Source organism: Mesorhizobium sp. WSM4830 (assembly GCF_055811495.1).
In genome coordinates, this window is the sequence record NZ_JBVVQI010000011.1 from 1 (window position 1) to 22,903 (window position 22,903).

19 protein-coding genes are annotated in these 22,903 nt (G+C 64.3%); 11 read left to right on the top strand and 8 right to left on the bottom strand.

Annotated elements, in window-relative coordinates; translation table 11 throughout:
• Positions 1 to 209 precede the first annotated feature (209 nt).
• Positions 210 to 683, bottom strand: a complete 474-nt coding sequence (locus AC0L2Y_RS15755; protein ID WP_473557535.1) for a VOC family protein — start codon at positions 681 to 683, stop codon at positions 210 to 212.
• Positions 684 to 973: 290 nt separating this feature from the next.
• Here AC0L2Y_RS15755 and ilvD point away from each other — a divergent pair, with 290 nt between their 5' ends.
• From ilvD to AC0L2Y_RS15770, 3 genes are all read left to right on the top strand, one after another.
• Positions 974 to 2,818, top strand: a complete 1,845-nt coding sequence (gene ilvD / locus AC0L2Y_RS15760) for a dihydroxy-acid dehydratase (RefSeq protein WP_473557538.1) — start codon at positions 974 to 976, stop codon at positions 2,816 to 2,818.
• Positions 2,819 to 3,049: 231 nt separating this feature from the next.
• A complete protein-coding gene (locus tag AC0L2Y_RS15765) occupies positions 3,050 to 4,324 on the top strand; it encodes an amidohydrolase family protein (RefSeq protein WP_473557540.1) in 1,275 nt (424 codons plus the stop codon).
• A 218-nt stretch (positions 4,325 to 4,542) separates the two neighbouring features.
• Positions 4,543 to 5,463 (top strand): DMT family transporter, encoded by a 921-nt coding sequence (locus tag AC0L2Y_RS15770; RefSeq protein ID WP_473557542.1) that lies wholly within the window; start codon positions 4,543 to 4,545, stop codon positions 5,461 to 5,463.
• On the opposite strand, the gene AC0L2Y_RS15775 is transcribed toward AC0L2Y_RS15770, so the two are convergent.
• The gene (locus AC0L2Y_RS15775; RefSeq protein ID WP_473557545.1) at positions 5,460 to 6,362 is read right to left on the bottom strand and encodes a phosphotransferase; all 903 of its coding nucleotides are present in this window, start codon (positions 6,360 to 6,362) and stop codon (positions 5,460 to 5,462) included. The two genes, AC0L2Y_RS15770 and AC0L2Y_RS15775, sit on opposite strands and share 4 nt — an antisense overlap.
• Positions 6,363 to 6,465: 103 nt before the next feature.
• Here AC0L2Y_RS15775 and AC0L2Y_RS15780 point away from each other — a divergent pair, with 103 nt between their 5' ends.
• Entirely contained in the window at positions 6,466 to 7,098 is a 633-nt protein-coding gene (locus tag AC0L2Y_RS15780; protein WP_473557546.1) for a class I SAM-dependent DNA methyltransferase, read from the top strand.
• Positions 7,099 to 7,116: 18 nt separating this feature from the next.
• Here the strand turns inward: AC0L2Y_RS15780 and AC0L2Y_RS15785 are convergent, their stop codons facing one another.
• Positions 7,117 to 9,570 (bottom strand): GcvT family protein, encoded by a 2,454-nt coding sequence (locus AC0L2Y_RS15785; RefSeq protein ID WP_473557548.1) that lies wholly within the window; start codon positions 9,568 to 9,570, stop codon positions 7,117 to 7,119.
• On the bottom strand, positions 9,567 to 10,451 hold the full coding sequence (locus AC0L2Y_RS15790; protein WP_473557834.1) for a phosphotransferase: 885 nt from the start codon (positions 10,449 to 10,451) through the stop codon (positions 9,567 to 9,569). Before AC0L2Y_RS15790 ends, AC0L2Y_RS15785 begins: the two co-directional genes overlap by 4 nt.
• Positions 10,452 to 10,886: 435 nt before the next feature.
• On the opposite strand from AC0L2Y_RS15790, the gene AC0L2Y_RS15795 reads away from it, so the two are divergent.
• The 7 genes from AC0L2Y_RS15795 to AC0L2Y_RS15825 all read left to right on the top strand — a co-directional run bounded on the left by AC0L2Y_RS15795 (position 10,887) and on the right by AC0L2Y_RS15825 (position 18,421).
• Positions 10,887 to 11,663: a DeoR/GlpR family DNA-binding transcription regulator gene (locus tag AC0L2Y_RS15795; RefSeq protein WP_473557551.1), complete on the top strand. Its 777-nt coding sequence runs from the start codon at positions 10,887 to 10,889 to the stop codon at positions 11,661 to 11,663.
• Positions 11,664 to 11,730: 67 nt separating this feature from the next.
• Positions 11,731 to 12,657 carry a LysR family transcriptional regulator gene (locus AC0L2Y_RS15800; protein WP_473557553.1) on the top strand — a complete coding sequence of 309 codons (927 nt, stop codon included), beginning with the start codon at positions 11,731 to 11,733 and terminating at the stop codon, positions 12,655 to 12,657.
• Between the two features lie 202 nt (positions 12,658 to 12,859).
• Positions 12,860 to 14,014, top strand: coding sequence for an ABC transporter substrate-binding protein (locus tag AC0L2Y_RS15805; protein WP_473557555.1), 1,155 nt, complete (start codon positions 12,860 to 12,862; stop codon positions 14,012 to 14,014).
• A gap of 188 nt (positions 14,015 to 14,202) precedes the next feature.
• Complete coding sequence (locus AC0L2Y_RS15810; protein ID WP_473557557.1) at positions 14,203 to 15,198, top strand: ABC transporter ATP-binding protein; 996 nt, start codon at positions 14,203 to 14,205, stop codon at positions 15,196 to 15,198.
• A gap of 14 nt (positions 15,199 to 15,212) precedes the next feature.
• Complete coding sequence (locus tag AC0L2Y_RS15815; protein WP_473557836.1) at positions 15,213 to 16,163, top strand: ABC transporter permease; 951 nt, start codon at positions 15,213 to 15,215, stop codon at positions 16,161 to 16,163.
• On the top strand, positions 16,153 to 16,968 hold the full coding sequence (locus AC0L2Y_RS15820) for an ABC transporter permease (protein ID WP_473557558.1): 816 nt from the start codon (positions 16,153 to 16,155) through the stop codon (positions 16,966 to 16,968). Before AC0L2Y_RS15815 ends, AC0L2Y_RS15820 begins: the two co-directional genes overlap by 11 nt.
• A 25-nt stretch (positions 16,969 to 16,993) precedes the next feature.
• The gene (locus AC0L2Y_RS15825) at positions 16,994 to 18,421 is read left to right on the top strand and encodes a gamma-aminobutyraldehyde dehydrogenase (RefSeq protein ID WP_473557559.1); all 1,428 of its coding nucleotides are present in this window, start codon (positions 16,994 to 16,996) and stop codon (positions 18,419 to 18,421) included.
• A gap of 123 nt (positions 18,422 to 18,544) precedes the next feature.
• On the opposite strand, the gene nhaA is transcribed toward AC0L2Y_RS15825, so the two are convergent.
• The 4 genes from nhaA to AC0L2Y_RS15845 form a co-directional block, all read right to left on the bottom strand.
• A complete protein-coding gene (gene nhaA, locus AC0L2Y_RS15830) occupies positions 18,545 to 19,738 on the bottom strand; it encodes a Na+/H+ antiporter NhaA (RefSeq protein ID WP_473557562.1) in 1,194 nt (397 codons plus the stop codon).
• A 91-nt stretch (positions 19,739 to 19,829) separates the two neighbouring features.
• The gene (locus AC0L2Y_RS15835; protein WP_023676342.1) at positions 19,830 to 20,393 is read right to left on the bottom strand and encodes an ActR/PrrA/RegA family redox response regulator transcription factor; all 564 of its coding nucleotides are present in this window, start codon (positions 20,391 to 20,393) and stop codon (positions 19,830 to 19,832) included.
• A 63-nt stretch (positions 20,394 to 20,456) separates the two neighbouring features.
• Entirely contained in the window at positions 20,457 to 21,782 is a 1,326-nt protein-coding gene (locus tag AC0L2Y_RS15840) for an ActS/PrrB/RegB family redox-sensitive histidine kinase (RefSeq protein WP_473557564.1), read from the bottom strand.
• Positions 21,783 to 21,871: 89 nt separating this feature from the next.
• On the bottom strand, positions 21,872 to 22,903 hold a 1,032-nt coding region (locus AC0L2Y_RS15845; RefSeq protein ID WP_473557566.1), incomplete at its 5' end, for an ATP-dependent helicase C-terminal domain-containing protein.

Below are 22,903 nucleotides of genomic sequence, written 5' to 3' on the forward strand. Positions count from 1 at the left end.
GCGAATCTCCCGTAGCGACCAACACTACAGAATCACCAATCAGATTCTGTGCAAAGGCCTCCTTGTGGGAGAAGGTGTCGCCGAAGGCGACGGATGAGGGGTGTCCAGAAAACACCAATGTCTCATTCCGTCCAGCACCCCTCAACCGTCTCGGCGCTTCGCGCCGATCCACCTTCTCCCACATGAGGAGAAGGAAAGATCGCGTTCGTTCACCCTCTGGCTGCCTCTTCGATCTTGGCGATGTCGATCTTGCTCATCTGCATCATCGCCTGCATCACGCGGCCGGCCTTTTCCCTGTCGGGGTCCAGCAGCAACCTGGGCAGCTGCTCGGGAACGACCTGCCAGGAGAGGCCGAATTTGTCCTTCAGCCAGCTGCACTGGCTGGGCTCGCCACCGCCAGCGATGAGCCTGTCCCAGAAATAGTCGACCTCCTCCTGCGTCTTGCAGTCGATGGAGAGCGAGACGGCCTGGGTGAACTTGAATTGCGGCCCACCGTTGAGTGCCTGAAACTGAACGCCGTCGAGCTCGAATGAGACCATCAGCACCTTGCCCTCATTATCGCCGCTGCCCTTGGGCCAGCGCAGCACGCTCAGCACCTTCGAATTCTTGAAGATGGAGACGTAATGGTTCATGGCCTCCTCGGCCTGGTCGTCGAACCACAGGCAGGTGGTGATCTTTTGCATTTGCTTGCTCCTCGGGCTGGTCTTGGCTTTGTTTTCACTCGCAAAACGGCCGGCTGGCTATTGATGCCCGGTCCCGCCGTCTGCCTAAGGACGCTCGAGCAAAACCCGATCCGACAGCACCTCTGACTTTTTTACGGTCTGGACCGGCTGCGTCCTTGGCTGGCCGCTCGTTCCGCACCCTGGCGCAGCGCAAAATTGTGGCCAGACCGGAGCGTGGCGTCTATAAGGCCTGCGGCTCAATTCCGGTTTTCCGCGCCTTTGGGCGCGACGCAGACAGCAAGGACAGTTCAATGCCCGCCTACCGTTCCCGCACCACCACCCATGGCCGCAACATGGCCGGCGCCCGCGGCCTGTGGCGCGCCACCGGGATGAAGGATTCGGATTTCGGCAAGCCGATCATCGCCGTGGTCAATTCCTTCACCCAGTTCGTGCCCGGCCATGTCCATCTGAAGGACCTCGGCCAGCTGGTTGCCCGCGAGATCGAAAAGGCCGGCGGCGTCGCCAAGGAGTTCAACACCATCGCCATCGACGACGGCATCGCCATGGGCCATGACGGCATGCTGTATTCGCTGCCGTCGCGCGAATTGATCGCCGACTCGGTCGAATACATGGTCAACGCGCATTGCGCCGACGCGATGGTCTGCATCTCGAATTGCGACAAGATCACGCCCGGCATGTTGATGGCGTCGCTGCGCCTCAACATCCCGACTGTCTTCGTCTCCGGCGGGCCAATGGAGGCCGGCAAGGTCATACTCGCCGGCAAGAGCCAGGCGCTTGATCTGGTCGACGCCATGGTGGCGGCCGCCGACGACAAGATCTCCGACGAGGACGTTAAAACCATTGAGCGCTCGGCCTGCCCGACCTGCGGCTCCTGCTCGGGCATGTTTACCGCCAATTCGATGAACTGCCTGACCGAAGCGCTCGGCCTGTCGCTGCCGGGCAACGGCTCGACGCTGGCGACACACGCCGACCGCAAGCGGCTGTTCGTCGAGGCCGGCCACCTGATCGTCGATCTCGCCCAGCGCTATTACGAGCAGGACGACGACACCGCGCTGCCGCGCCGCATCGCCTCGAAGGGCGCCTTCGAGAACGCCATGACGCTGGATATCGCCATGGGTGGTTCGACCAACACGGTGCTGCATATCCTTGCCGCGGCACATGAGGGCGAGGTCGATTTCACCATGGAGGACATCGACCGGCTGTCGCGGCGGGTGCCGGTGCTGTGCAAGGTGGCGCCGGCCAAGGCAGACGTCCACATGGAGGACGTCCATCGCGCCGGCGGCATCATGGCGATCCTCGGCCAGCTGGATAGCGCCGGGCTGATAAACCGCGACCTGCCGACGGTGCACACGGCGAGCCTCGGCGAAGCGCTGGATCATTGGGATATTTCGCGCACCACCAGCCAGAATGTCCGCGACTTCTTCCTGGCTGCACCCGGCGGCGTGCCGACGCAGGTCGCCTTCAGCCAGGACCGCCGCTGGGACGATCTCGATCTCGACCGCGAGAAAGGTGCTATCCGCTCGGCCGAACATCCTTTCTCCAGGGACGGCGGCCTTGCCGTGCTCAAAGGCAATCTGGCGCTCGACGGCTGCATCGTAAAGACCGCCGGCGTCGACGAATCGATCCTGAAATTCACCGGCCCGGCCAGGGTGTTCGAAAGCCAGGACGCCAGCGTCAAGGCAATCCTGTCGAACGAGATCAAGGCGGGCGATGTCGTCGTCATCCGCTATGAAGGGCCGCGCGGCGGCCCGGGCATGCAGGAAATGCTCTACCCGACCAGCTATCTCAAATCGAAGGGCCTCGGCAAAGCCTGCGCGCTGATCACCGACGGTCGTTTTTCCGGCGGCACCTCCGGCCTGTCGATCGGCCATGTCTCGCCGGAAGCGGCGGAAGGCGGGCTGATCGGGCTGGTCAGGGAAGGCGACACGATCGAGATCGATATCCCCAACCGCACCATCAGGCTGGCTGTCGACGACGCCGAAATCGTCGGCCGTCGCGCGGCGATGGAGGCCAAAGGAACGGCTGCCTGGAAGCCCGAGGAAAAGCGCAAGCGCAAGGTGACGACGGCCTTGCGCGCCTATGCGGCGATGGCGACAAGTGCCGCCAGGGGGGCGGTGCGGTATGTGCCGGAATAGGGGCTTTTCCTTCTCCCCTTGTGGGAGAAGGTGGATTGGCGCGCAGCGCCAAGACGGTTGAGGGGTGCTGGACGGAGTGTCGTCGGCGCCAAGCTGGAACACCCCTCATCCGGCCGCTTCGCGGCCACCTTCTCCCGCAAGGGGAGAAGGGAAGGGCCGCGCCTGAAGGTTCCGCCTTGCGGCAGCACGCTGAATGGAAAGAAACGGCTTTTTTGAACGAGGTGGCGCTAGATGGATTTTGACCTTGTGGTGCGCGGCGGGACGCTGCCCGACGGCAGGATCGCCGATATCGGCATCGTCGGCGAAACGATCGCAGCGATAGAGTCCGAGCTGAACGTCAGCGCCGGTACGGCGATCGATGCCCATGGCAATCTGGTCTCGCCGCCCTTCGTCGATCCGCATTTCCATATGGACGCAACGCTTTCGCTCGGCATTCCGCGCATCAATGTCTCGGGCACGTTGCTGGAAGGCATCTCGCTTTGGGGCGAGCTGAAGCCGCTTCTGACCCACGAAGCGGTGCGCGACCGTGCACTTGCCTATTGCGACTGGGCGGTGTCGATGGGCCTGCTCGCCATCCGTACCCATGTCGATGTTTGCGACGACCGCCTGCTGGCGGTCGAAGCGCTGCTCGACGTGAAGAAGACGGTTGCCCCCTATATCGACCTGCAACTGGTCGCCTTCCCGCAGGACGGGCTCTATCGCTCGCAGACAGCGCACCAGAACACCGTCCGCGCGCTCGACATGGGTGTCGATGTGGTCGGCGGCATCCCGCATTTCGAGCGCACAATGGCCGACGGCACGCGCTCCGTCACCGAGCTCTGCGAGATCGCCGCGAAGCGCGGCCTGATGGTCGACCTGCATTGCGACGAGACTGACGATCCGCTGTCGCGCCACATCGAGCAACTAGCCTATGAGACGCAGCGCCTGGGATTGCAGGGCAGAGTGGCCGGCTCGCACCTCACCTCAATGCATTCGATGGATAATTACTACGTCTCGAAACTGCTGCCGCTGATTGCCGAGGCCGGCGTTTCGGCGATCCCCAATCCGCTGATCAACATCATGCTGCAGGGCCGCCACGACACCTTTCCCAAGCGCCGCGGCCTGACGCGGGTCAAGGAGATGCTGGCGCAAGGCATCCGCGTCGGCTGGGGCCAGGATTGCGTGCTCGACCCCTGGTATTCGCTGGGCACCGCCGACATGCTCGACGTCGCCTTCATGGGCCTGCATGTCGCGCAGATGTCGAGCCCGGCCGAGATGGCGCGCTGTTTCGACATGGTCACCAACGTCAATGCCGCCATCATGGGCCTCGACCACCTCGGGCTGGCCGTCGGCAAGCGCGCCAGCCTGGTCGTTCTCGATGCCGGCAACCCGGTCGAGGCGCTGCGGCTGCGCCCCGAGCGTCTCTGCGTCATTGCCAGGGGCAAGGTGGTGGCCGAGCGGAGCCGGCTGGACACGCGGCTTTCGATCGCCGGAAGGCCGGGCACAGTGAACCGGCGCCACGCTTAAAGCGCGTCGCGCTCGACCGGCCTCATGCGACGCGCTTTAAGTTCCTGTTTTGATGCATGTCGTTGTCGCAAAACCGCTGCACACTTTTGCGCGACATGCATTAGTCCAGCCGATTTCCGGCGCTGGTCTTACCGAATTCTCGATTTTCGCCTCGTCATGGCCGCAGCTTGCGACTACGACGCGGGTCACCGTAGCCACGGTGAGGAACCGGTAACGGAATGGCGCAGCCCGCGACCCAGAATTCGACGATCAGGAATGTGCTGCTGGCCGGCATCCTGCTGATGCTCGCCGGCGATTTCCTGTTTGCGTTGAACGACGCGATGGGCAAGTGGCTGGTTGCCAGTTTTTCCGTCGGCCAGGTCGTGCTGATCCGCTCGATCGGCGCTTTTTTCATACTCGGGCCGATGATCGCACATCAGGGTGCGGCCAAGCTGTTTCGCATGGAGCGGCCCGAGCTGCAGCTGCTTCGCGTGGTGATGACGACGCTCGACACGGCGCTGTTCTACGCGGCGGTCGTCTATCTGCCGCTCGCCGACGTGATGAGCTTCTACATGGCCGGGCCGATCTATGTGGCGGCGCTGTCGCACTTTTTGCTCGGCGAAAGGGTCGGCTGGCGCCGCTGGGGGGCTATCCTGGTCGGTTTCTGCGGCGTGCTGATCATGCTGAAGCCGTCCTCGGCCGCGCTCTCGCTGTCGTCGATATTTGCGCTCGCCGGCAGCATTTCCTTTGCCTTCGCCATCATCCTCAATCGGCGGCTGCGCGGCACCAGCGACACGTCGCTGGTCACCTGGCAGACCATCGGCACGCTGCTGGTCGGCGCTGCGTTGACCATCGGCACCTGGAAGACGCCGTCCTCGCTCGATTTCGGCGCCATGCTGCTGCTCGGCATCGTCTCCTGCGGCGCGCATCTGATGATCACCAGGGCGTTGAAGCTGGCGCCGGCCTCGACCTTGGCGCCGCTGCATTACAGCCTGCTGTTGTGGGCAGTGGTCTTCGGGCTCGCCTTCTTCGGCGACGTGCCTGGGCCGCGCATCCTGATCGGCTCGGCCATCGTCGTGCTGGCCGGCCTGTTCATTTTCCATCGCCAGAAGGTGGTCGACACCGTGCCACCAGAAAACGTGCCGAAGGGTGTGAATTAACCCCGGCGCACCGCCGCGAGATGCCGCGAAAACTCCGGCGTCTCCATCAGTGCCTTGCAGCGTGCAAACCGGCCGTCGGCATAGGCGCGAAAGTCGTCGGCCGGATTTTTGTTGGCAAGCTGGATCAAGCCCCACAGCGTCCACAACAGGTCGCACATCGCCTTGTAAATGACGATGCGGCCGCGCTCGGCCGGTCTTGGCTCGCCGCCGAAATAGGCCAGCATCATTTCCTCCTCCTGCGCGGCGTCGAATTGCCCTTCGACGCTGAGGTCACCGAGATCCCAGAGCGGATCGTTCATGCCGGAATATTCCCAGTCGACGATCCACATCCTGTCGCCAGTATCGAGAAAGTTCTCGCAGAGCGGATCGCAGTGGCAGGCGACGATCGGCAGAGGATAAGCCGCGAGTGCCGAGCGCACGGTTTCCGCTTCGCGGACCACATCGTGATAGCCGGAAGGCAGGGCGACGTCCTTGGTCGACAGCACTTTCAGATAATCGTCGATCATCGCAAACAGCTCGAAGCGGAAGGGGAACACCGCGCCGGATGTGTGCAGTTTGCCAAAGGCCTTGCCGGCGCGTGCCGGGCTACCCGGTCGGGTCTTGAATTTTTCCGGCGACATCGTCTCGGCGCCGGCGATGAAGCGGGTCACCAGCACGCCAGTCTCGGCATCGACATGCAGCACTTCGGGGCTGACGCCGGCCCTCGCCGCCTCCCGCGCCGCCACTGCCTCGTTGGCGCGGTTGATGTATTCCTCGGTACCCTTGCCGGGGATACGCAGGCAGAAATCCTTACCCCTGAAGACGAGGTTGGTGAGGCCACCGAGCCGTTCCAGCGGGCCGTCATAGCCGGCCAGCATCGGAATGGCCGCAAGTGCGGCGCGTGCCTGGTCGTCCGCCATGGCTTTCGCTCCTTTCCCCGTGTTATTGCGACGATGACGGTTCCACAGTTTTCGCCGTTTGGCTATGATCGCATTACGGATCGATACCAGGCGACGGAAAGCGATGACGGACAGCAAACAGCAGAGCGCGCTCGCCGCAGCCTACGCGGCGAAGCGGCCGGAAGACGTCGCGGCGCTCTACGACAGGTGGGCCGGCACTTATGACGCCGACATGTCGGCGGCCGGCTACCGCCATCCGACCATCTGCCTTGCCTTGCTGACCCGCCATCTGCCGCGCGGCGCAGCACCTCTGCTCGATGCCGGCGCCGGCACCGGGCTCATCGGGGAATGGCTTGCCATCACCGGTTATCCGCAGGTCGAAGCCCTCGACATCTCGGAAGGCATGTTGGCGCAAGCCGCGCGCAAGGGCGTCTATTCGGCGCTGCACTGCCTGGCGCTTGGCGGACCGCTGCCCTTCGTGGACGATGCCTATGCCGGGATCATCTCAGCCGGCGTCTTCACGTCCGGCCATGTCGGGGCCGAGGGTCTGGACGAGCTGATCCGCATCTGCCGGCCGGGCGGGGTGATCGTGCTGACAGTGAAGAACACGCTGTGGGATTGCGGGTTTGCCGCCCGGATCGCCGAGCTCGAGGCGCAAGGCACCGTCACGCGCGCCGAAGAGACGCCGCCCTATGTTTCGATGCCAGGCGAGGCCGATACCGTGCCCAGCCGGGGGCTGGTGCTCATCGTGAACTGAGGCTGAAACCGGAAGGCTCTACGCCTTCACCTTTGCTCCCGTCGGATCGTAAAGCGGCTCGAGATGGATCTTAGCCGGCGTCCGTTCCATTGCGACCACGAGCTCGTAGTCGCCGGAGGCTAGGAAATCATCGCTGACGCCATCGGCATTGCGCACATAGCCGTAGCCGATGTTCTTGCCGATGGTGTAGCCATAGCCGCCGCTGGTGAGATAACCGACGGCGTCGCCGTTGCGCAGGATGGTCTCGCGCCCGAGCAGCACGACATCCGGATCGTCGACAGTGAAGCCGGCAAAGCGTTTCCTGAGCGTCGAGCCATCGAGCTTTTCAAGCGCCCGCCGGCCGAGGAAATCGGTGTTCTTCCTGAGCTTCACCGCCCAGCCGAGGCCGGCCTCCTGCGGCGTGTCGTTGGGTGTGATGTCGGCGCCCCAGGCGCGGTAGCCTTTTTCCAGCCGCAGCGATTCCAGCGCCCGGTAGCCGACCGGGCGAATGTCGTGGACAGCGCCCGCCGTCATTAGCGCATCGAAAACCTCGCCCGTCGCCGCGATCGGCGCATGCAGTTCCCAGCCGAGTTCGCCGACATAGGTGACGCGCAGTGCCCGCACGGCGTGGCCGGCAATGGCGATCTCGCGAACATGGCCGAACGGAAAGGCGGCGTTCGAGACGTCGGCATCGGTCACCGCTGACAGCACCTCACGGGCGCGCGGCCCCATCAGCGACAATGTGCCGAAATCCTCGGTGACGTCGGTCAGCGTCACGTCGAACTCTCTGCCGATATGATCGGCAATCCAGGAGAAATCATGCGTGCGGAAACCGGTACCGGTGACGATATAGAATTTCTCCTCACCGAGCCTCGCCACGGTCAAATCGGCCTCGATGCCGCCGCGCGTGTTGAGGAGTTGCGTGTAGGTCAGCCTGCCGACCGGCTTGGCGACGTCATTGGCGCAGATCCAGTCCAGCGCCTTCAGCGCGTCCACTCCGGTCATTTCGTATTTGGCAAACGACGATTGGTCGAAAATGCCGATCTTTTCGCGCACATGGCGATGTTCGTCACCGACGGGTGAAAACCAGTTCTGCCGGCCCATCGAATAGACGTCTTTCGGCTCGACGCCCTCCGGCGCGAACCAGTTCGGCCGCTCCCAGCCGAGTTTCGAGCCGAACACGGCGCGATGTTTTTGCAGCCGCTCGTACAGAGGCGAGACGATGCGAGGCCGGCCGCTGACATATTCCTCATGCGGGAAGCCGATCGTGTAGTGCTTGCCATAGGCTTCCAGCGTGCGGTCGCCGACCCATTTCCTGTCGCGATGCAGATCGGAGAAGCGGCGGATGTCGACCACCCACAAATCGAGCGGCGCCTCGCCGTCAACGACCCATTGCGCCAGCACCCAGCCGGCGCCGCCGCCGGACGCGATGCCGAAGGCATTGAAGCCGGCGCCGACGAACATATTGGGGCATTCCGGCGCCACGCCGAGGATGAAATTGCCGTCCGGCGTAAAGCTCTCCGGCCCGTTGATCATCTGCTTGACGCCGGCATTGGCGAGCGCCGGGACACGCTCGATCGCCTGGCTCATATGCTGCTCGAAATGATCGTAATCATCGTCGAACAGCCGGAACTCCCAATCGTCCGGCACATCGCCGCCCGGCAGACCGGTCGTCCACGCCTGCGGGTTCGGCTCGTAGCCGCCCATCACCAGCCCGCCGACCTCCTCCTTGAAATAGGTGCGGCGGTCGGGGTCGCGGATCGTCGGCGCGTCGGTCGCCAACCCGTCGATCCTCTCGGTGATGATGTACTGGTGCTTCACCGGCTGCAGCGGCACGTTGATACCGGCCAGCGCACCGACCTGCCGCGCCCATTGCCCGGCGCAGTTCACCACCTTGTCGCAGGCGATATCGCCCTTGCTGGTCTTCACCGCGGTGATGCGGCCGTCTCTCATTTCGAAGCCGGTGACCCGCACCTCCTCGAACAATTTTGCGCCATGCATGCGCGCGCCCTTGGCCAGCGACTGGGTGATGTCGGAAGGGCTTGCCTGACCGTCGCTGGGCAGCCAGGAGGCGCCGACGAGGTCGCCGGTTTCCAGCAGCGGCCACATTTCCTTGACCTCGGCCGGCGACAGCAAATGCATATCCATGCCGAAGCTCTTTGCCGTCGTTGCCAGCCGCTTATACTCGGTCCAGCGGTCGGCATTGGTGGCGAGGCGCAGGCAGCCGGTCATCTTCCAGCCGGTGGCGAGGCCGGTTTCGGCCTCCAGCCCCTTGTAGAGATCGACCGAATATTTGAGCACGCGCGTGATCGACGCCGACGAGCGCAGCTGGCCGACCAGCCCGGCAGCATGCCAGGTCGAGCCCGACGTCAGTTTGCCCTGTTCGAGCAGCACGACTTCGGCCTTGTGGTCGCGCGCCAGATGATAGGCCGTCGAACAGCCGATGATGCCACCGCCGATGACGACGATCCCGGCCTGGGACGGCAAGGTCATGTCCCCGTCCCGTATTTTGTCCTGTAGTTTTCCAGGGCGGCTTCGAGCCGCGTCAGATTTTCGTCGGCGTAGGCGGCGTAGTCGACGCCGGGCGCGTCGAGGTAAAGCTCGGAAACCATGCCCCACATCGCCTCACGCAGCAGCGAGGCACATTGCATGGCGGCGTGCGAGCGCCGTATCGCCGGGTCCGGCTCCTTCATGAAATAGGCGGTCAGGAAGGCGAAGGACTCCTCGTCGCTCATGCCGGCATTCGACGCCGCGCCGGCAAGGTCGAACATCGCGGTGTTGAAGCCTGCATATTCGAAATCGATGAGCCACAGCCTGTGACCGTCGTCGATTATGTTAGCCGGCAGAAGATCGTTGTGGCCGAAGACGATTGGCAGCAGTTTTTGCGCGCGCTCGAGCTCGTCCGCCAGCGTCAGCAGGCGCGGCAGTTCGCCCAGCTTGCGGCTGCGGCCTTCCTCCAGCGTGCGCGCATAGTCGCGAATGACGTGAAACACCCAGAACATGAAGCCGGCGCCGGAGACATGACCGGGCATCTCCCGGTGGAAACCGCGCAGCAACGCGGCAACGCGGCCGAGATCGGCGCGCACGTCTTGCGCGACATAGGCCTTGGCGCCGAGATACTCCGTCACCATGACGCCGGGTCCGGTGTAGCGGACGGCGGGAGCGAAGCCTGCCGCGTGCGCTGCTCGCGCGGTCATCATCTCGCGCTCGCGAAAGACATGGTGGAACGGATAATCCTGGCCGATCCGCACGACGTGCCGCCCGGCCGCGTCCTTGACCAGATAATTGGCATTGCTCAACCCGCCCGGCAGCGGCGCGATGTCGATGCTGCCGGTCCAGCAAGGCAGCGCACGGATGCGGTCTTCGACAGTCACGATCTCGTCCAACATTGGGTCAATTTTCTACGCATGTCACGGCTGGCCAGCGATGACAATCGGACGGAGGAATGGCGGCAACGCGAAGATCTCGTCGGTGCAGATCCCGGGATCGGTATCCCGCACCGCACCGACGAGCCCCTTTGTGCCGGGTTCTTCGACGCCGGCATCCGCCCCCGCGGATCCTGAATTTCGGCACCCTTGCACCCGACGATCTCCCGGGCGTTCGGGCAGGCGATTTTTCGTGCGGCTCAGCCGTCGTCCTCCGTTCCGAGCCTGTCACAGCGATAATGTCGCGCCACGCTGGAGACGTTGTCAACGCGAAATTGTGGTGTTTTCTGGTTTTTTGCCCGAATTTTGCTAAATTCCTTGGAGTTAGTGGCATTTATGCCGTAGAAACGGTCAATATTGCAACAATCCGGCCGGATGGAACCGATGGTCCACTCGAAGCGGCATGGCGAAATCCTGCGCCTCCTCAAGGAGGAAGGCACTGTTACCATTGCCAGCCTGGCCGACCGGCTGGGCGTCTCGCTGGAGACGGTACGCCGCGACGTCAAGCCACTGACCAGCGACGGTTCCATCCTCAAGATGCACGGCGCCGTCGGCCTGCCGTCGATTGCCGGTGAAGCGCCGTTCGAGCGGCGCATGCGCGAGAACGCCGATGCCAAGCGGGCAATTGCCCGCATGGTCGCCGCCACCATCCGCGACGGCGAATCGATCATGCTCGACACCGGCACCACCACCTCATTCCTGGCCCGGGAACTGCTCGGCCACCGGCGGCTGACGGTCGTCACCAACTCCTCCGACATCGCCCGCACACTGGCCACCGTCAACGGCAACAAGGTCTATATGGCCGGCGGCGAGCTACGCAGCGATTCCGGTGCTGCCTTTGGCGTCTCGGCCATCGAATTTGTCAGCCGCTTTTCCGTCAGCCATGCGGTGATATCGACCGGTGCGGTCGATGCCGTCACCGGCGTCATGGACTATGATTTGGAAGAGGCCGAATTCGCCCGCATGGTGCTGTCGCGCGGCCAGCGCTCGCTTGTCGTCACCGACCACAGCAAATTCGGCCGCCAGGGCCTTGTTCAGGTCTGCGGCTTCGGCGGCTTTTCCGAACTCGCGACCGACCGGCCGCCGCCGCACGACATCGCCGCCACCCTCGCCCAGGCCGGCGCGCGGCTCAGCATTGCGGACGGCGGAAGCGAGGGCTGAGCTCTATCGGGAGATCGGCACCAGCATCCCACTTCCCAGCGCCGCCTCTGCCGTGTTTAGTCCAGCCATGGCTTTCACCATCCGCCAATTGCAGTTCTTCATCGCCGTCGCCGAGCAGGGCACAGTGTCGGGCGCCGCCCAGAACCTGTCGATCTCACAATCCTCGGTCACCGAAGCGATCAAGGAGTTGGAGCACGATCTCGGCGTCGAACTGTTCGAACGCCATCCGCGCGGCCTGAACATCACCCACAAGGGTCACCAGTTCCTGCGCCATGCGAGAAAGATCCTGGCCGACGTTTCCGATGCGCGCCGCGCCTTCTTCGGCCAACGGATCGCGGCAAGCGGGCGGCTGCAACTTGGCGTCACCTCGCTGGTCGCCGGCTATGTGCTGTCCGATCTTCTTGCCCGCTATCGCCGCGCCTATCCGGGTGTCGAAGTCTCGGCGATCGAGGACAATGGCGACTATCTCGAGCACCTGTTGATTGGCGGCAAGCTCGACATTGCCGTCATGGTCACCTCGAACCTGCGCGACCGCACGGCACTGCAGTCCGAAATCCTCGAAGTCTCGGCCTACCGGCTGTGGCTGCCGCTCGGCCACCCCTTGGCCGGCGCCGACATCATCGGCATCGGCGACATCGCCTCGGAACCGCTGATCATGCTGACCGTCGACGAGATCGAGGAGAATACCGGAAAGCTGCTGACGGCGATCGGCGCCAAGCCGCACGTCGCCTTCCGCACCCGCTCGGTCGAAGCGGTGCGCAGCCTCGTCGCTACCGGCGCCGGCGTGGCACTGCTGCCCGACCTCGTCTACCGGCCATGGTCGCTGGAAGGCGACCGCATCGAATCGCGCGATATTTCGGGGTCGTTGCCGGTCGTCCAGGTCGGCATGGTCTGGCGGCGCGGCTCCGGCCTGCCGCAGGCAGCGCGCGACTTCATCGGACTCGCCCAGTCGCAGCGCATGGTGCGCCAACGGCCCGAGAAGATCGGCCGCTGACGTATCGGAAAAACCGATATCGGCTTTCTGATAAATGAATTTGCGAAACCGGAATTTTCGCAGCACTTTTCGATCAGGGAACAAAGCTGCCGCCGGAGCACGGCCCTTCAGAGCCGCGCATCCAACGTTTTTGAACGGGCGCATGATCTTCTTCCGAAAACCGAAACCGGTTTCGAGGTCATGCAAAAATGGGAGATCGACGATGAATTCATTGCTGAAATCATGCACTGCCTTGACGGTCGCGCTGAGCTTCTCCGGCCAGGCCATCGCCCAGGTCAAGGAGCTCGGCAAGGGCGAAGGCGAGGTCAATATCGTCGCCTGGCCGGGCTATATCGAGCGCGGCGAAACCGACAAGGGCTATGATTGGGTCACTTCGTTCGAAAAGGAAACCGGCTGCAAGGTCAACGTCAAGACCGCCAACACTTCCGACGAGATGGTCTCGCTGATGAACGAAGGCGGCTTCGACCTGGTCACCGCCTCGGGCGATGCCTCGCTGCGCCTGGTCGCCGGCAAGCGCGTCCAGCCGATCAACACCGACCTCATACCGAGCTGGAAGACGGTCGACGACCGGCTGAAGGATGCGCCCTGGTTCACCGTCGGCGGAGTCCATTACGGCGTCCCCTATCAGTGGGGGCCGAATGTGCTGATGTACAACACCGAAGTGTTCAAGGAGGCGCCGAAGAGCTGGAACGTGGTCTTCGAGGAAATGAAGCTTCCCGACGGCAAGTCGAACAAGGGCCGCGTCCAGGCCTATGACGGGCCGATCCACATCGCCGACGCCGCCAATTACCTGATGGCTCACAAGCCGGAGCTCGGCATCAAGGATCCGTACGAACTGACCGAGGACCAGTACAAGGCCGCGCTCGACCTGCTGCGGGTCCAGCGTACGCTGGTCGGACGCTATTGGCACGACGCCGCCATCCAGGTCGATGATTTCCAGAACGAAGGCGTCGTCGCCTCCGGTTCTTGGCCCTACCAGGTCAACACGCTGATCGCGGCCAAGAAGCCGGTCGCCTCGACTATCCCCGAGGAGGGCGTTACCGGCTGGGCCGACACCACGATGATGGAGGCCGATGCTGCCCACCCGAACTGCGCCTACATGTGGATCGAGCATTCGCTGTCGCCGAAAGTGCAGGGCGACGTCTCCGCCTGGTTCGGTTCGCTGCCGGTGGTGCCCGCCGCTTGCAAGGGCAACGAACTGCTCGGCGAAGAAGGCTGCAAGACCAACGGCTACGACAATTTCGACAAGATCAAGTTCTGGAAGACGCCGGTCTCGAAATGCGCCACCCAGAACGATCAGTGCGTGCCCTATTACCGCTGGGTGTCGGACTATATCGGCGTCATCGGCGGGCGGTGAGTTCGTCTCACCTACTAAGCTCGGCGCTGCCCCTCACCCTTACCCTCTCCCCGTGAAGAACGCGGGGTCGCCAGCGTTGGAGCGCCTCCCTTCTCCCCGTCCACTATATGGGGAGAAGGCGCCGGCAGGCGGATGAGGGGCGGCGCAACCGCCTGAAATTTAATGAGCCTGACAGATCAGGACAGCCCATGACCTCCGCCGTTTCCTTCCAAAAAGTCTCCCGCCATTTCGGCAGCGTGCGTGCCGTCGACGCGGTCGATCTCGACATCGTGCCGGGCGAGTTCTTCGCCATGCTCGGGCCTTCCGGCTCGGGCAAGACGACGTGCCTGCGCCTCATCGCCGGTTTCGAGCAGCCGACGGGGGGCTCGATCTCGATCTTCGGCGAACGCGCCGAGGGCGTGCCGCCTTATCGCCGCAACGTCAACACCGTGTTCCAGGATTATGCGCTGTTTCCGCATCTCAACGTGCTCGACAACGTCGCCTATGGGCTGATGGTCAAGGGCGTCGGCAGACCGGAGCGGCAAAAGGCGGCGGAAGAGGCGCTGGCGCTGGTGCGGCTTCCCGGCTACGGCGCGCGTCGCCCCGGCCAACTTTCCGGCGGCCAGCGCCAGCGCGTCGCGCTCGCCCGGGCGCTGGTCAACCAGCCCAAGGTGCTGCTGCTCGACGAGCCACTTGGCGCGCTCGACCTCAAGCTTCGCGAAAACATGCAGGAGGAGTTGAAATCGCTGCAGAAGGCGCTCGGCATCACCTTCGTGTTCGTCACCCACGACCAGGGCGAAGCGCTGTCGATGGCCGACCGTGTCGCCGTGTTCAACGACGGCAAGATCATGCAGATCGGCACGCCGGAAGACATCTACCAGCGTCCCAAGACCCGCTTCGTCGCCGACTTCGTCGGCTCGTCCAACGTGCTGCCGCCGGATTTCGTCCAGCGCTATGCCGGCCAGCATCGCTGGGGGAGTCTCAGGCCCGAATCCATCCGTATTGGCCGGGCCAACGGCGAAGGCGTTGCCGCCCGCCTCGTCTCGACCAATTATCTCGGCGCCACGACAAGAGTGGCGCTCGATGCAGAGGGCTTGCGGCTGCATGCCATCGTCCCGGCGGGTGCTGCCTTGCCCCGGGAAGGCGAGGCGGTGGTGCTCACCTTCAACCGCGAGCATTTGCATTTGATGGACGAGCTGGGATGAGCCTTGACGCTGCCATGCCGCGGGCCACGGCGCCTGCCATCCTGCCGGGCAGTGGCGGGGTACGCGGCGCGCTCTCCGACCTCTTCTGGCGCCGGCCGCAATTCCTGCTCCTGCTCATGCTGCTGCCGCCGGTTCTGTGGCTCGGCATCGTCTATATCGGCTCGCTCTTCGCGCTGCTTTTGCAGAGTTTCTTTTCGATTGACGAGTTCTCCGGCCTCATCAACCGCGAGTTCACGCTGAAGACTTATGGCGACCTGCTGCAGGCCGCTAATCTCGACATCATCCTGCGCACGGTGACGATGGCGGCGCTGGTGACGCTCGCGTCGGCGGTCATCGCCTTTCCCATCGCCTATTACGCGGCGCGCTATGCGCGCGGCCGTTGGAAGGCGTTGTTTTATCTCGGCGTCATGCTGCCGCTGTGGTCGAGCTACCTGGTCAAGATCTATGCCTGGAAGCTGATCCTCGCCAAGGAAGGCATCCTGACCTGGCTGCTGGCCAAATTGCATCTTCTGTGGCTGCTTGATGCCTGGCTATCGCTGCCGGTCGTCGGCGGCAACTCGCTGTCGGTCTCCTCAACCGGCACCTTCATCGTCTTCGTCTATGTCTGGCTGCCCTTCATGATCCTGCCGGTGCAGGCCGCACTCGAGCGCGTGCCGGGCAATTTGGTCGAGGCCTCGTCCGATCTGGGAGCCTCGCCCGGCCAGACCTTCCGCAACGTGCTGTTCCCGCTGGCGCTGCCCGGCATCGTCGCCGGGTCGATCTTCACCTTCTCGCTGACGCTCGGCGACTACATCATCCCGCAGATCATCGGTACCTCGCGGCTGTTCATCGGCCAGGCCGTCTATTCGCAGCAAGGCACTGCCGGCAACATCCCGCTCGCCGCCGCCTTTACCGTGGTTCCCATCGTCATCATGGGCTTCTACCTCTGGGGCGCCAAGCGCATGGGGGCTTTCGATGCGCTCTGACCGTGGCCCATCCGCGCCTCTCGGCCTGAAGCTCGCCGCCACCGGCGGCCTGCTTTTCCTGCATTTGCCGATTGTGCTGATCTTCGTCTATGCCTTCACCACCGAGGAGAAGAGCTTCGTCTGGCCGCCGCCGGGGCTGACGACGCAATGGTTCGCCGTCACCTGGAACCGCCCCGACGTCTGGCAGGCGCTGTCGCTGTCGGTGCGCGTCGCGGCGATCTCGACCGCCATCGCGCTCGTCCTCGGCACGCTCTGCGCCGCCGCCGTGTCCCGCACAAAATTCTTCGGCCGCGAAACCATCTCGCTGCTGGTGATCCTGCCGATCGCGCTACCTGGCATCATCACCGGCATTGCGCTGCGCTCGGCCTTCGCGCTGGCCGAAATCCCGTTCTCGTTCTGGACGATCGTGCTCGGCCACGCGACCTTCTGCGTGGTCGTCGTCTACAACAATGCGGTCGCCCGTTTCCGCCGCACGTCCGGGTCGATGATCGAGGCGTCGATGGACCTCGGCGCCGACGGTTTCCAGACCTTTCGGCATGTCGTGCTGCCCAACATCGCAACCGCGCTGCTGGCCGGCGGCATGCTTGCCTTTGCGCTGTCCTTCGACGAGGTCATCGTCACCACCTTCACCGCCGGCCAGCAGCAAACGGTGCCGATCTGGATGCTCGAAGAGCTGATCCGTCCGCGCCAGCGTCCGGTCACCAATGTCGTGGCGATGGTCGTGGTCCTGGTGACGCTGCTTCCCATCCTCGCTGCCTATTACCTGACCCGCGACGGCGACCAGATCGCCGGTTCGGGCAAATGATCTCGTTCATAAGGGAGAGACTTCCATGGACACGCAGATGCTGATCGGCTCGAAATTCGAAAAAGGCACCGAGACCGAGGAACCGATCCTCAACCCGAAGACCGGGGGGACCATCTTCAATCTGCCCGAGGCCAGCCCAGCGCAGATCGAGGTGGCAGTGCTTGCCGCCGAAAAAGCCTTCGTCACCTGGTCGCGCACCACGCCGGCGCAGCGCGCCGGCTATCTCCTGAAGATCGCCGATCGCATCGAGGCTGCTGCACAGGATTTCGCGGCGCTCGAGGCGCTGAACTGCGGCAAGCCGATCAATGCCGTGCTCAATGACGAGATCCCGGCGATCGTCGACTGCTACCGCTTCTTTGCCGGCGCGGTGCGCTCGATGCCCGGCCAGGTCGCCGGCGAATACATTCCCGGTCACACCTCGATGGTCCGCCGCGACGCCATCGGCGTTGTCGCGTCGATCGCGCCGTGGAACTATCCGCTGATGATGATGGCCTGGAAGCTGGCGCCGGCGATTGCCGGCGGCAATACCGTCGTCTTCAAGCCGTCGGAACAGACGCCGCTGACTGCGCTCAAGCTGGCAAAAATCCTTGCCGAGATCCTGCCGGAAGGCGTCGTCAACGTCGTGCTCGGCCGCGGCGACAGCGTCGGCAACACGCTGATCAACCATCCGAAGGTCAACATGATCTCGATCACCGGCGACGTCGCCACCGGCAAGAAGGTGCTGCAGGCCGCCGCCAAATCGGTCAAGCGCACGCATCTCGAGCTCGGCGGCAAGGCGCCGGTCATCGTCTTCGATGACGCCGATCTCGGTGCGGTGGTCAACGGCCTGCGCGCCTTCGGCTATTACAATGCCGGCCAGGACTGCACCGCCGCCTGCCGCATCTATGCCGGCAAGAAGATCTACGACAAGCTCGTCGCCGACCTCTCCGCTGCGGTCTCAACCATCAAGTATGATCGCCCCGACGATACCGAGAACGAAATCGGGCCGCTGATCTCGCGCCGCCAGCGCGACCGCGTCTCGAGCTTCGTCGAGCGCGCATCCGAGCTCAAGCACATCGAGATCACCACCGGCGGCAAGCCGGGCGAGGGCTCCGGCTTCTTCTACCAGCCGACCGTCGTTGCCGGCGCGCTGCAGGAGGACGAGATCGTGCGCCGCGAAGTGTTCGGCCCGGTGGTCTCGGTCACCCGCTTTTCCGAAGTCGACGAAGCGGTGAACTGGGCCAATGATTCTGACTACGGCCTGGCGTCGTCGGTGTGGACCAAGGATGTTTCGCGCGCCATGGCGACGGCGGCCCGGCTGCAATATGGCTGCACCTGGATCAACACCCATTTCATGCTGACCAACGAGATGCCGCATGGCGGACTGAAGCAATCCGGCTACGGCAAGGACATGTCTCTCTACGCGCTGGAGGACTATACAGCCGTCCGCCACGTCATGGTTGCGCACGGGTGAGAAGCGGTCCGCGTAGCGGACGAAAAGCCAATTGCTTGGCTTTTCGAGCTTCGAACGCCCTGAGCCTGCGAAGGGCCGGGGGACGGTCGCGGGCACAAGGCGCCGGCTGAAAGCGCGGCGCGACTATTCTTCCGCCTCCTCCGGCTCGCCTGCGGCGGGCGCCACCAGCAGCACAGCGGCGCCGAGGAGCGCGGCAATAAAGGAGCCGGCGAGGATGCCGACCTTGACCGCGTCCTGCAGAGCGACGTCGCTGGCGAAGGCGAGCAGGCCGATGAACAGGCTCATGGTGAAGCCGATGCCGCAGAGCAGCGAAATGCCGACCATATGCAGCCAGCCGGCATTGACCGGCAGATCGGCGAAGCCGAGCCGGATGGCAAGCGCGGAAGACCCGAACACGCCGACCAGCTTGCCGGCGACGAGACCGGCGGCGACGCCGAGCGTCAGCGGCTCGGCCAGCGCGCCAGCGCTGAGACCGCCGAGCGAGACGCCGGCGTTGGCGAAGCCGAAAATCGGGATGACGAAAAAGGCGACGACTTTGTGCAGGCCGTGTTCGAGCCGGTGCAGCGGCGAATGGTCGAGATCGTGGCCGCTGCCGGGCGAGATCTTCAATGGGATGGTGAGGGCCAGTGCAACGCCGGCGAGCGTCGCATGGACGCCCGATTTGAGCACCAAAACCCACAGAACGATGCCGAGCAAGACGTACGGCAGCAGCGTCAGCACGCGCATGCGGTTGAGCACCACCAGCAGCGCGATGACGGCAAAGGCGGCGCCGAGATAGGCGAGCGAGAGGCCGCTGGTATAGAACACCGCGATGATGAGCACGGCGCCGAGATCGTCGATGATGGCAAGCGCGGTGAGGAATATCTTCAGCGAGCCGGGCACGCGGCTGCCAAGCAGCGACAGCACGCCGAGCGCAAAGGCGATGTCGGTGGCGGTCGGAATCGCCCAGCCGGACAGAGCGGCTGGATTGTTGCGGTTGATGGCGACGTAGACCAGTGCCGGCACCGCCATGCCGCCGGCGGCGGCGATGCCGGGCAGCACGCGGCGCGGCCAGGTCGAGAGCTGGCCGTCGAGCATCTCGCGCTTGATTTCCAGGCCGACCAGCAGGAAGAACACTGCCATCAGGCCGTCATTGATCCAGTGCGAGACGCTGAGCGGTCCGAGATAGGCATGGAGGGCGGAGAAATAAGCCTCGCCCAGCGGCGAATTGGCGACGATCAGGGCCAGGGCCGCCGCAGCCATCAGGATGAGGCCGCCGGCCGCCTCGCTGTCGAGGAATTCGCGCAGCATTGAGACCAGCCGCTTTTCGTCCTGCATGTCGCCTCCGTCATATCAGCGGCAAGGTCCGACACCGCCAAGCGATGATGCGCAAACAGCGCTGGCCGGGCAAGCCTGTAATGGGAGCCCTTTAGCGCGGCGCGCGCTTGGCGAGGATGCGTTGCAGCGTGCGGCGATGCATGTTCAGGCGGCGTGCGGTTTCCGAGACATTGCGGTCGCACATTTCGTAGACGCGCTGGATGTGTTCCCAGCGCACGCGATCGGCCGACATGGGATTTTCGGGCGGCGCTGCGCGTTCGCCCGCCGTGCGGGTCAGGGCGGCAAAGATATCGTCGGCATCGGCCGGCTTCGATAGATAATCGATGGCGCCGAGCTTTACCGCCGTCACCGCAGTGGCGATGTTGCCGTAGCCGGTGAGGATGATGGCGCGGGCATCGTCGCGCTTCTCGCGGATCGCGGCGACGACGTCGAGGCCGTTGCCGTCGGCCAGCCGCATGTCGACCACCGCATAGGCGGGCGGATTGGCGCGCGCCTTGGCAACCGCCTCCTCGACGCTCTCCGCCGTCTCGACCACGAAACCCCTGGTTTCCATGGCGCGGGCAAGCCGCGTCAGGAACGGCTTGTCGTCGTCCACGATCAGCAGCGAGGTGTCCTCGCCTTCGACCATTGCGCCAATCGTTTCGTCAGTACTCATCGTGCTGAAAATCCTGCTGCCTGATTTTTACGCAAATATAGTTTCGCAAGGCTATTGTCCAATTTAGGCCGTGTCGAACATGGTGGCCGAAGCCTGCTCGGGATTGAGGAAGACGCTGCGCGGCCACGATATCTGCACGATAGCGCCCTCGCCGGGCTCGCTCGAATTGCGGAAATCGAGCGTCGCGCCGGAGCGTTCGAGCAAGGTCTTGGCGATGAACAAGCCGAGGCCGAGGCCGCCGCCGGCTTCGGTGCCCTGGCGCGTCGACATATAGGGTTCGCCGATGCGGTCGATGATCTCCGGGGGAAAGCCCGGCCCGTCGTCGATGATCGAGAAGCTGACGGCGGCCTCATTCCATTTCCAGCGCACTGTCACACTTTTGCGGGCGAAGTCGACGGCGTTCTCGACCAGATTGCCGAGGCCGTAAATGACGCCGGGATTGCGCCGGCCCACCGGTTCCGGGCCGATGCGCTCGCCCGGCCGAAGCTTGATCGAAATGCCGAAATCGCGGTGCGGCGCCGTCACTTCCTCGACCAGCGAGGTCAGCGGCAGACGCGAGAGGTGCACCTCGCTCTCGGAGGAAAGGCTGGTCAGGCGCTTCAGGATTTCGCGGCAGCGCTCGCTCTGCGAACGCAGCAGCTTCACGTCCTCGCCGTATTTCGGATCTTCGCCAAGCGCCTTCTCCATCTCCTTGGCGACAAGCGTGATGGTGGCGAGCGGCGTGCCGAGCTCGTGCGCGGCGGCCGCCGCGAGGCCGTCGAGGGCCGAGAGATGCTGCTCTCGCTGCAACACCAATTCCGTGGCGGCAAGCGCGTTGGCAAGCAGCCGCGCCTCCTCGGCCACCCGAAAGGCATAGATCGCGGTAAAGGCGATGGAGCAGAACACCGCCATCCATATGCCGGCGACATAGACGAACGGCATCGCCAATGGCGCGCCCTCATGCCAGGGCAGCGGCAGGTGGTAAAAGACCAGCAGCGTCGCCGCCACGATCACCAGCGCGCCGAGCATGGCGGTCAGCCGCAGCGGCAGCGACGTCGCCGAGACGACGACGGGCACGGTCATCAGCAGCGAAAACGGATTGGTAAGGCCGCCGGTCATGTAGAGCAGGCCGGCAAGCTGCAGGCTGTCGAAGGTCAGGATGGCGAAGGCCGAGAACGGGGTAAGCCGATGCGCCGCCGGATAGCGGAAGGTCAGCAAAAGGTTCATCCAGGCCGAACAAGCGATCAGCGCAAAACACATGCTGACCGGCAGCGGAAATTTCAGCCCGTAAGCGACGACGAGCACGGTCAGGCTCTGGCCGACGATGGCAAGCCAGCGCAACCTGATCAGCGTATTGAGGCGCAGCCGCTGGCTTTGCTGGAAGTCGGGTGCGTGCAGAATGTTTATCATGGCCGACGATTATAGAGGGGAAACAGCCGGAGGTCTTTTCCGAAAACTGCCGAAGCTTGCCTTCCGTTCGGGATGACAGCCTCGAAGCATCAGGTACCGCGCGGCTTGGCGCGGCTGGTGGCGGCGGCGAGAAGCGGGTTCTCCGGCCAGACATGCTTGGGATAGCGGCCACGCATCTCTGCCCGCACATCGGTCCAGGAGCCGCGCCAGAAGCCGGGCAGGTCGCGCGTCGTCTGAATCGGCCGATGCGCCGGCGACAGCAATTCGAGCGTCAGCGGCACAGTGCCGTTGGCGATCGCGGGGTGCCGGTCGAGACCGAACAGCTCCTGCACGCGAACCGCCAGCACCGGCCATTCGCCGTCATAGCGGATCGGCAGCCGGCTGCCCGACGGCGCGTCGAAGTGGGTCGGCGCCAATGTGTCGATCTTGCGCTGCAATTCGTGCGGCACCAGCGTCATCAGGCCTTGCGATAGCACGCTGGGATCGATTGCCGCAAAGGATGCGGCGCCGGAAAGGAACGGCAGCAGCCAGTCGTCGAGGCGCTCGGCGAGCGCGGCATCGGAGACATCGGGCCATGGTGCGCCAAGGCCGCGATGCAGCCAGCCGAGCCGCTGCCGCAACATCTCCGCCTCCCTGTTCCACGGCAACAGGGACAGGCCGTGTTCGCGCAAGGCGCCGAGAATGGCGCTGTCTGCGTCGGCACCGGTCGGCGCCGGCAGCATGCGTTCGGACAACATGATGGCGCCGAGGCGAACCGTTTCGCGCACCCGCACCGCGCGCCTGTCGCGGTCGAAGCTCGCCTCGCGGCGGGTCTCGATCCTTTCCGCCAGCGCGGCACGGATGTCGGCCTCGTCGATGGCTGCCGCCGCGGTGATGCGGGCGTTGTGCGCCTTGCCCTGCAGGTCGGCGACGACAAGCCAGGTCTCGCCGGCCAGCGGATCGGAGGCGTCGAGCATGGCGCCCGAGCCGTTGGCCAGCACGAAGCGACCACGCTCGCCGCGCGCCTTGGCGACCCGATCCGGCCAGGCATGGATGAGGAGAGCGCCGGCATTACCCTCCCCCTTGCGGGGTGGGTCGGCGAGTGAGCCTTGCGCAGCAAGGCGAGGGAGACGGGGTGGGGT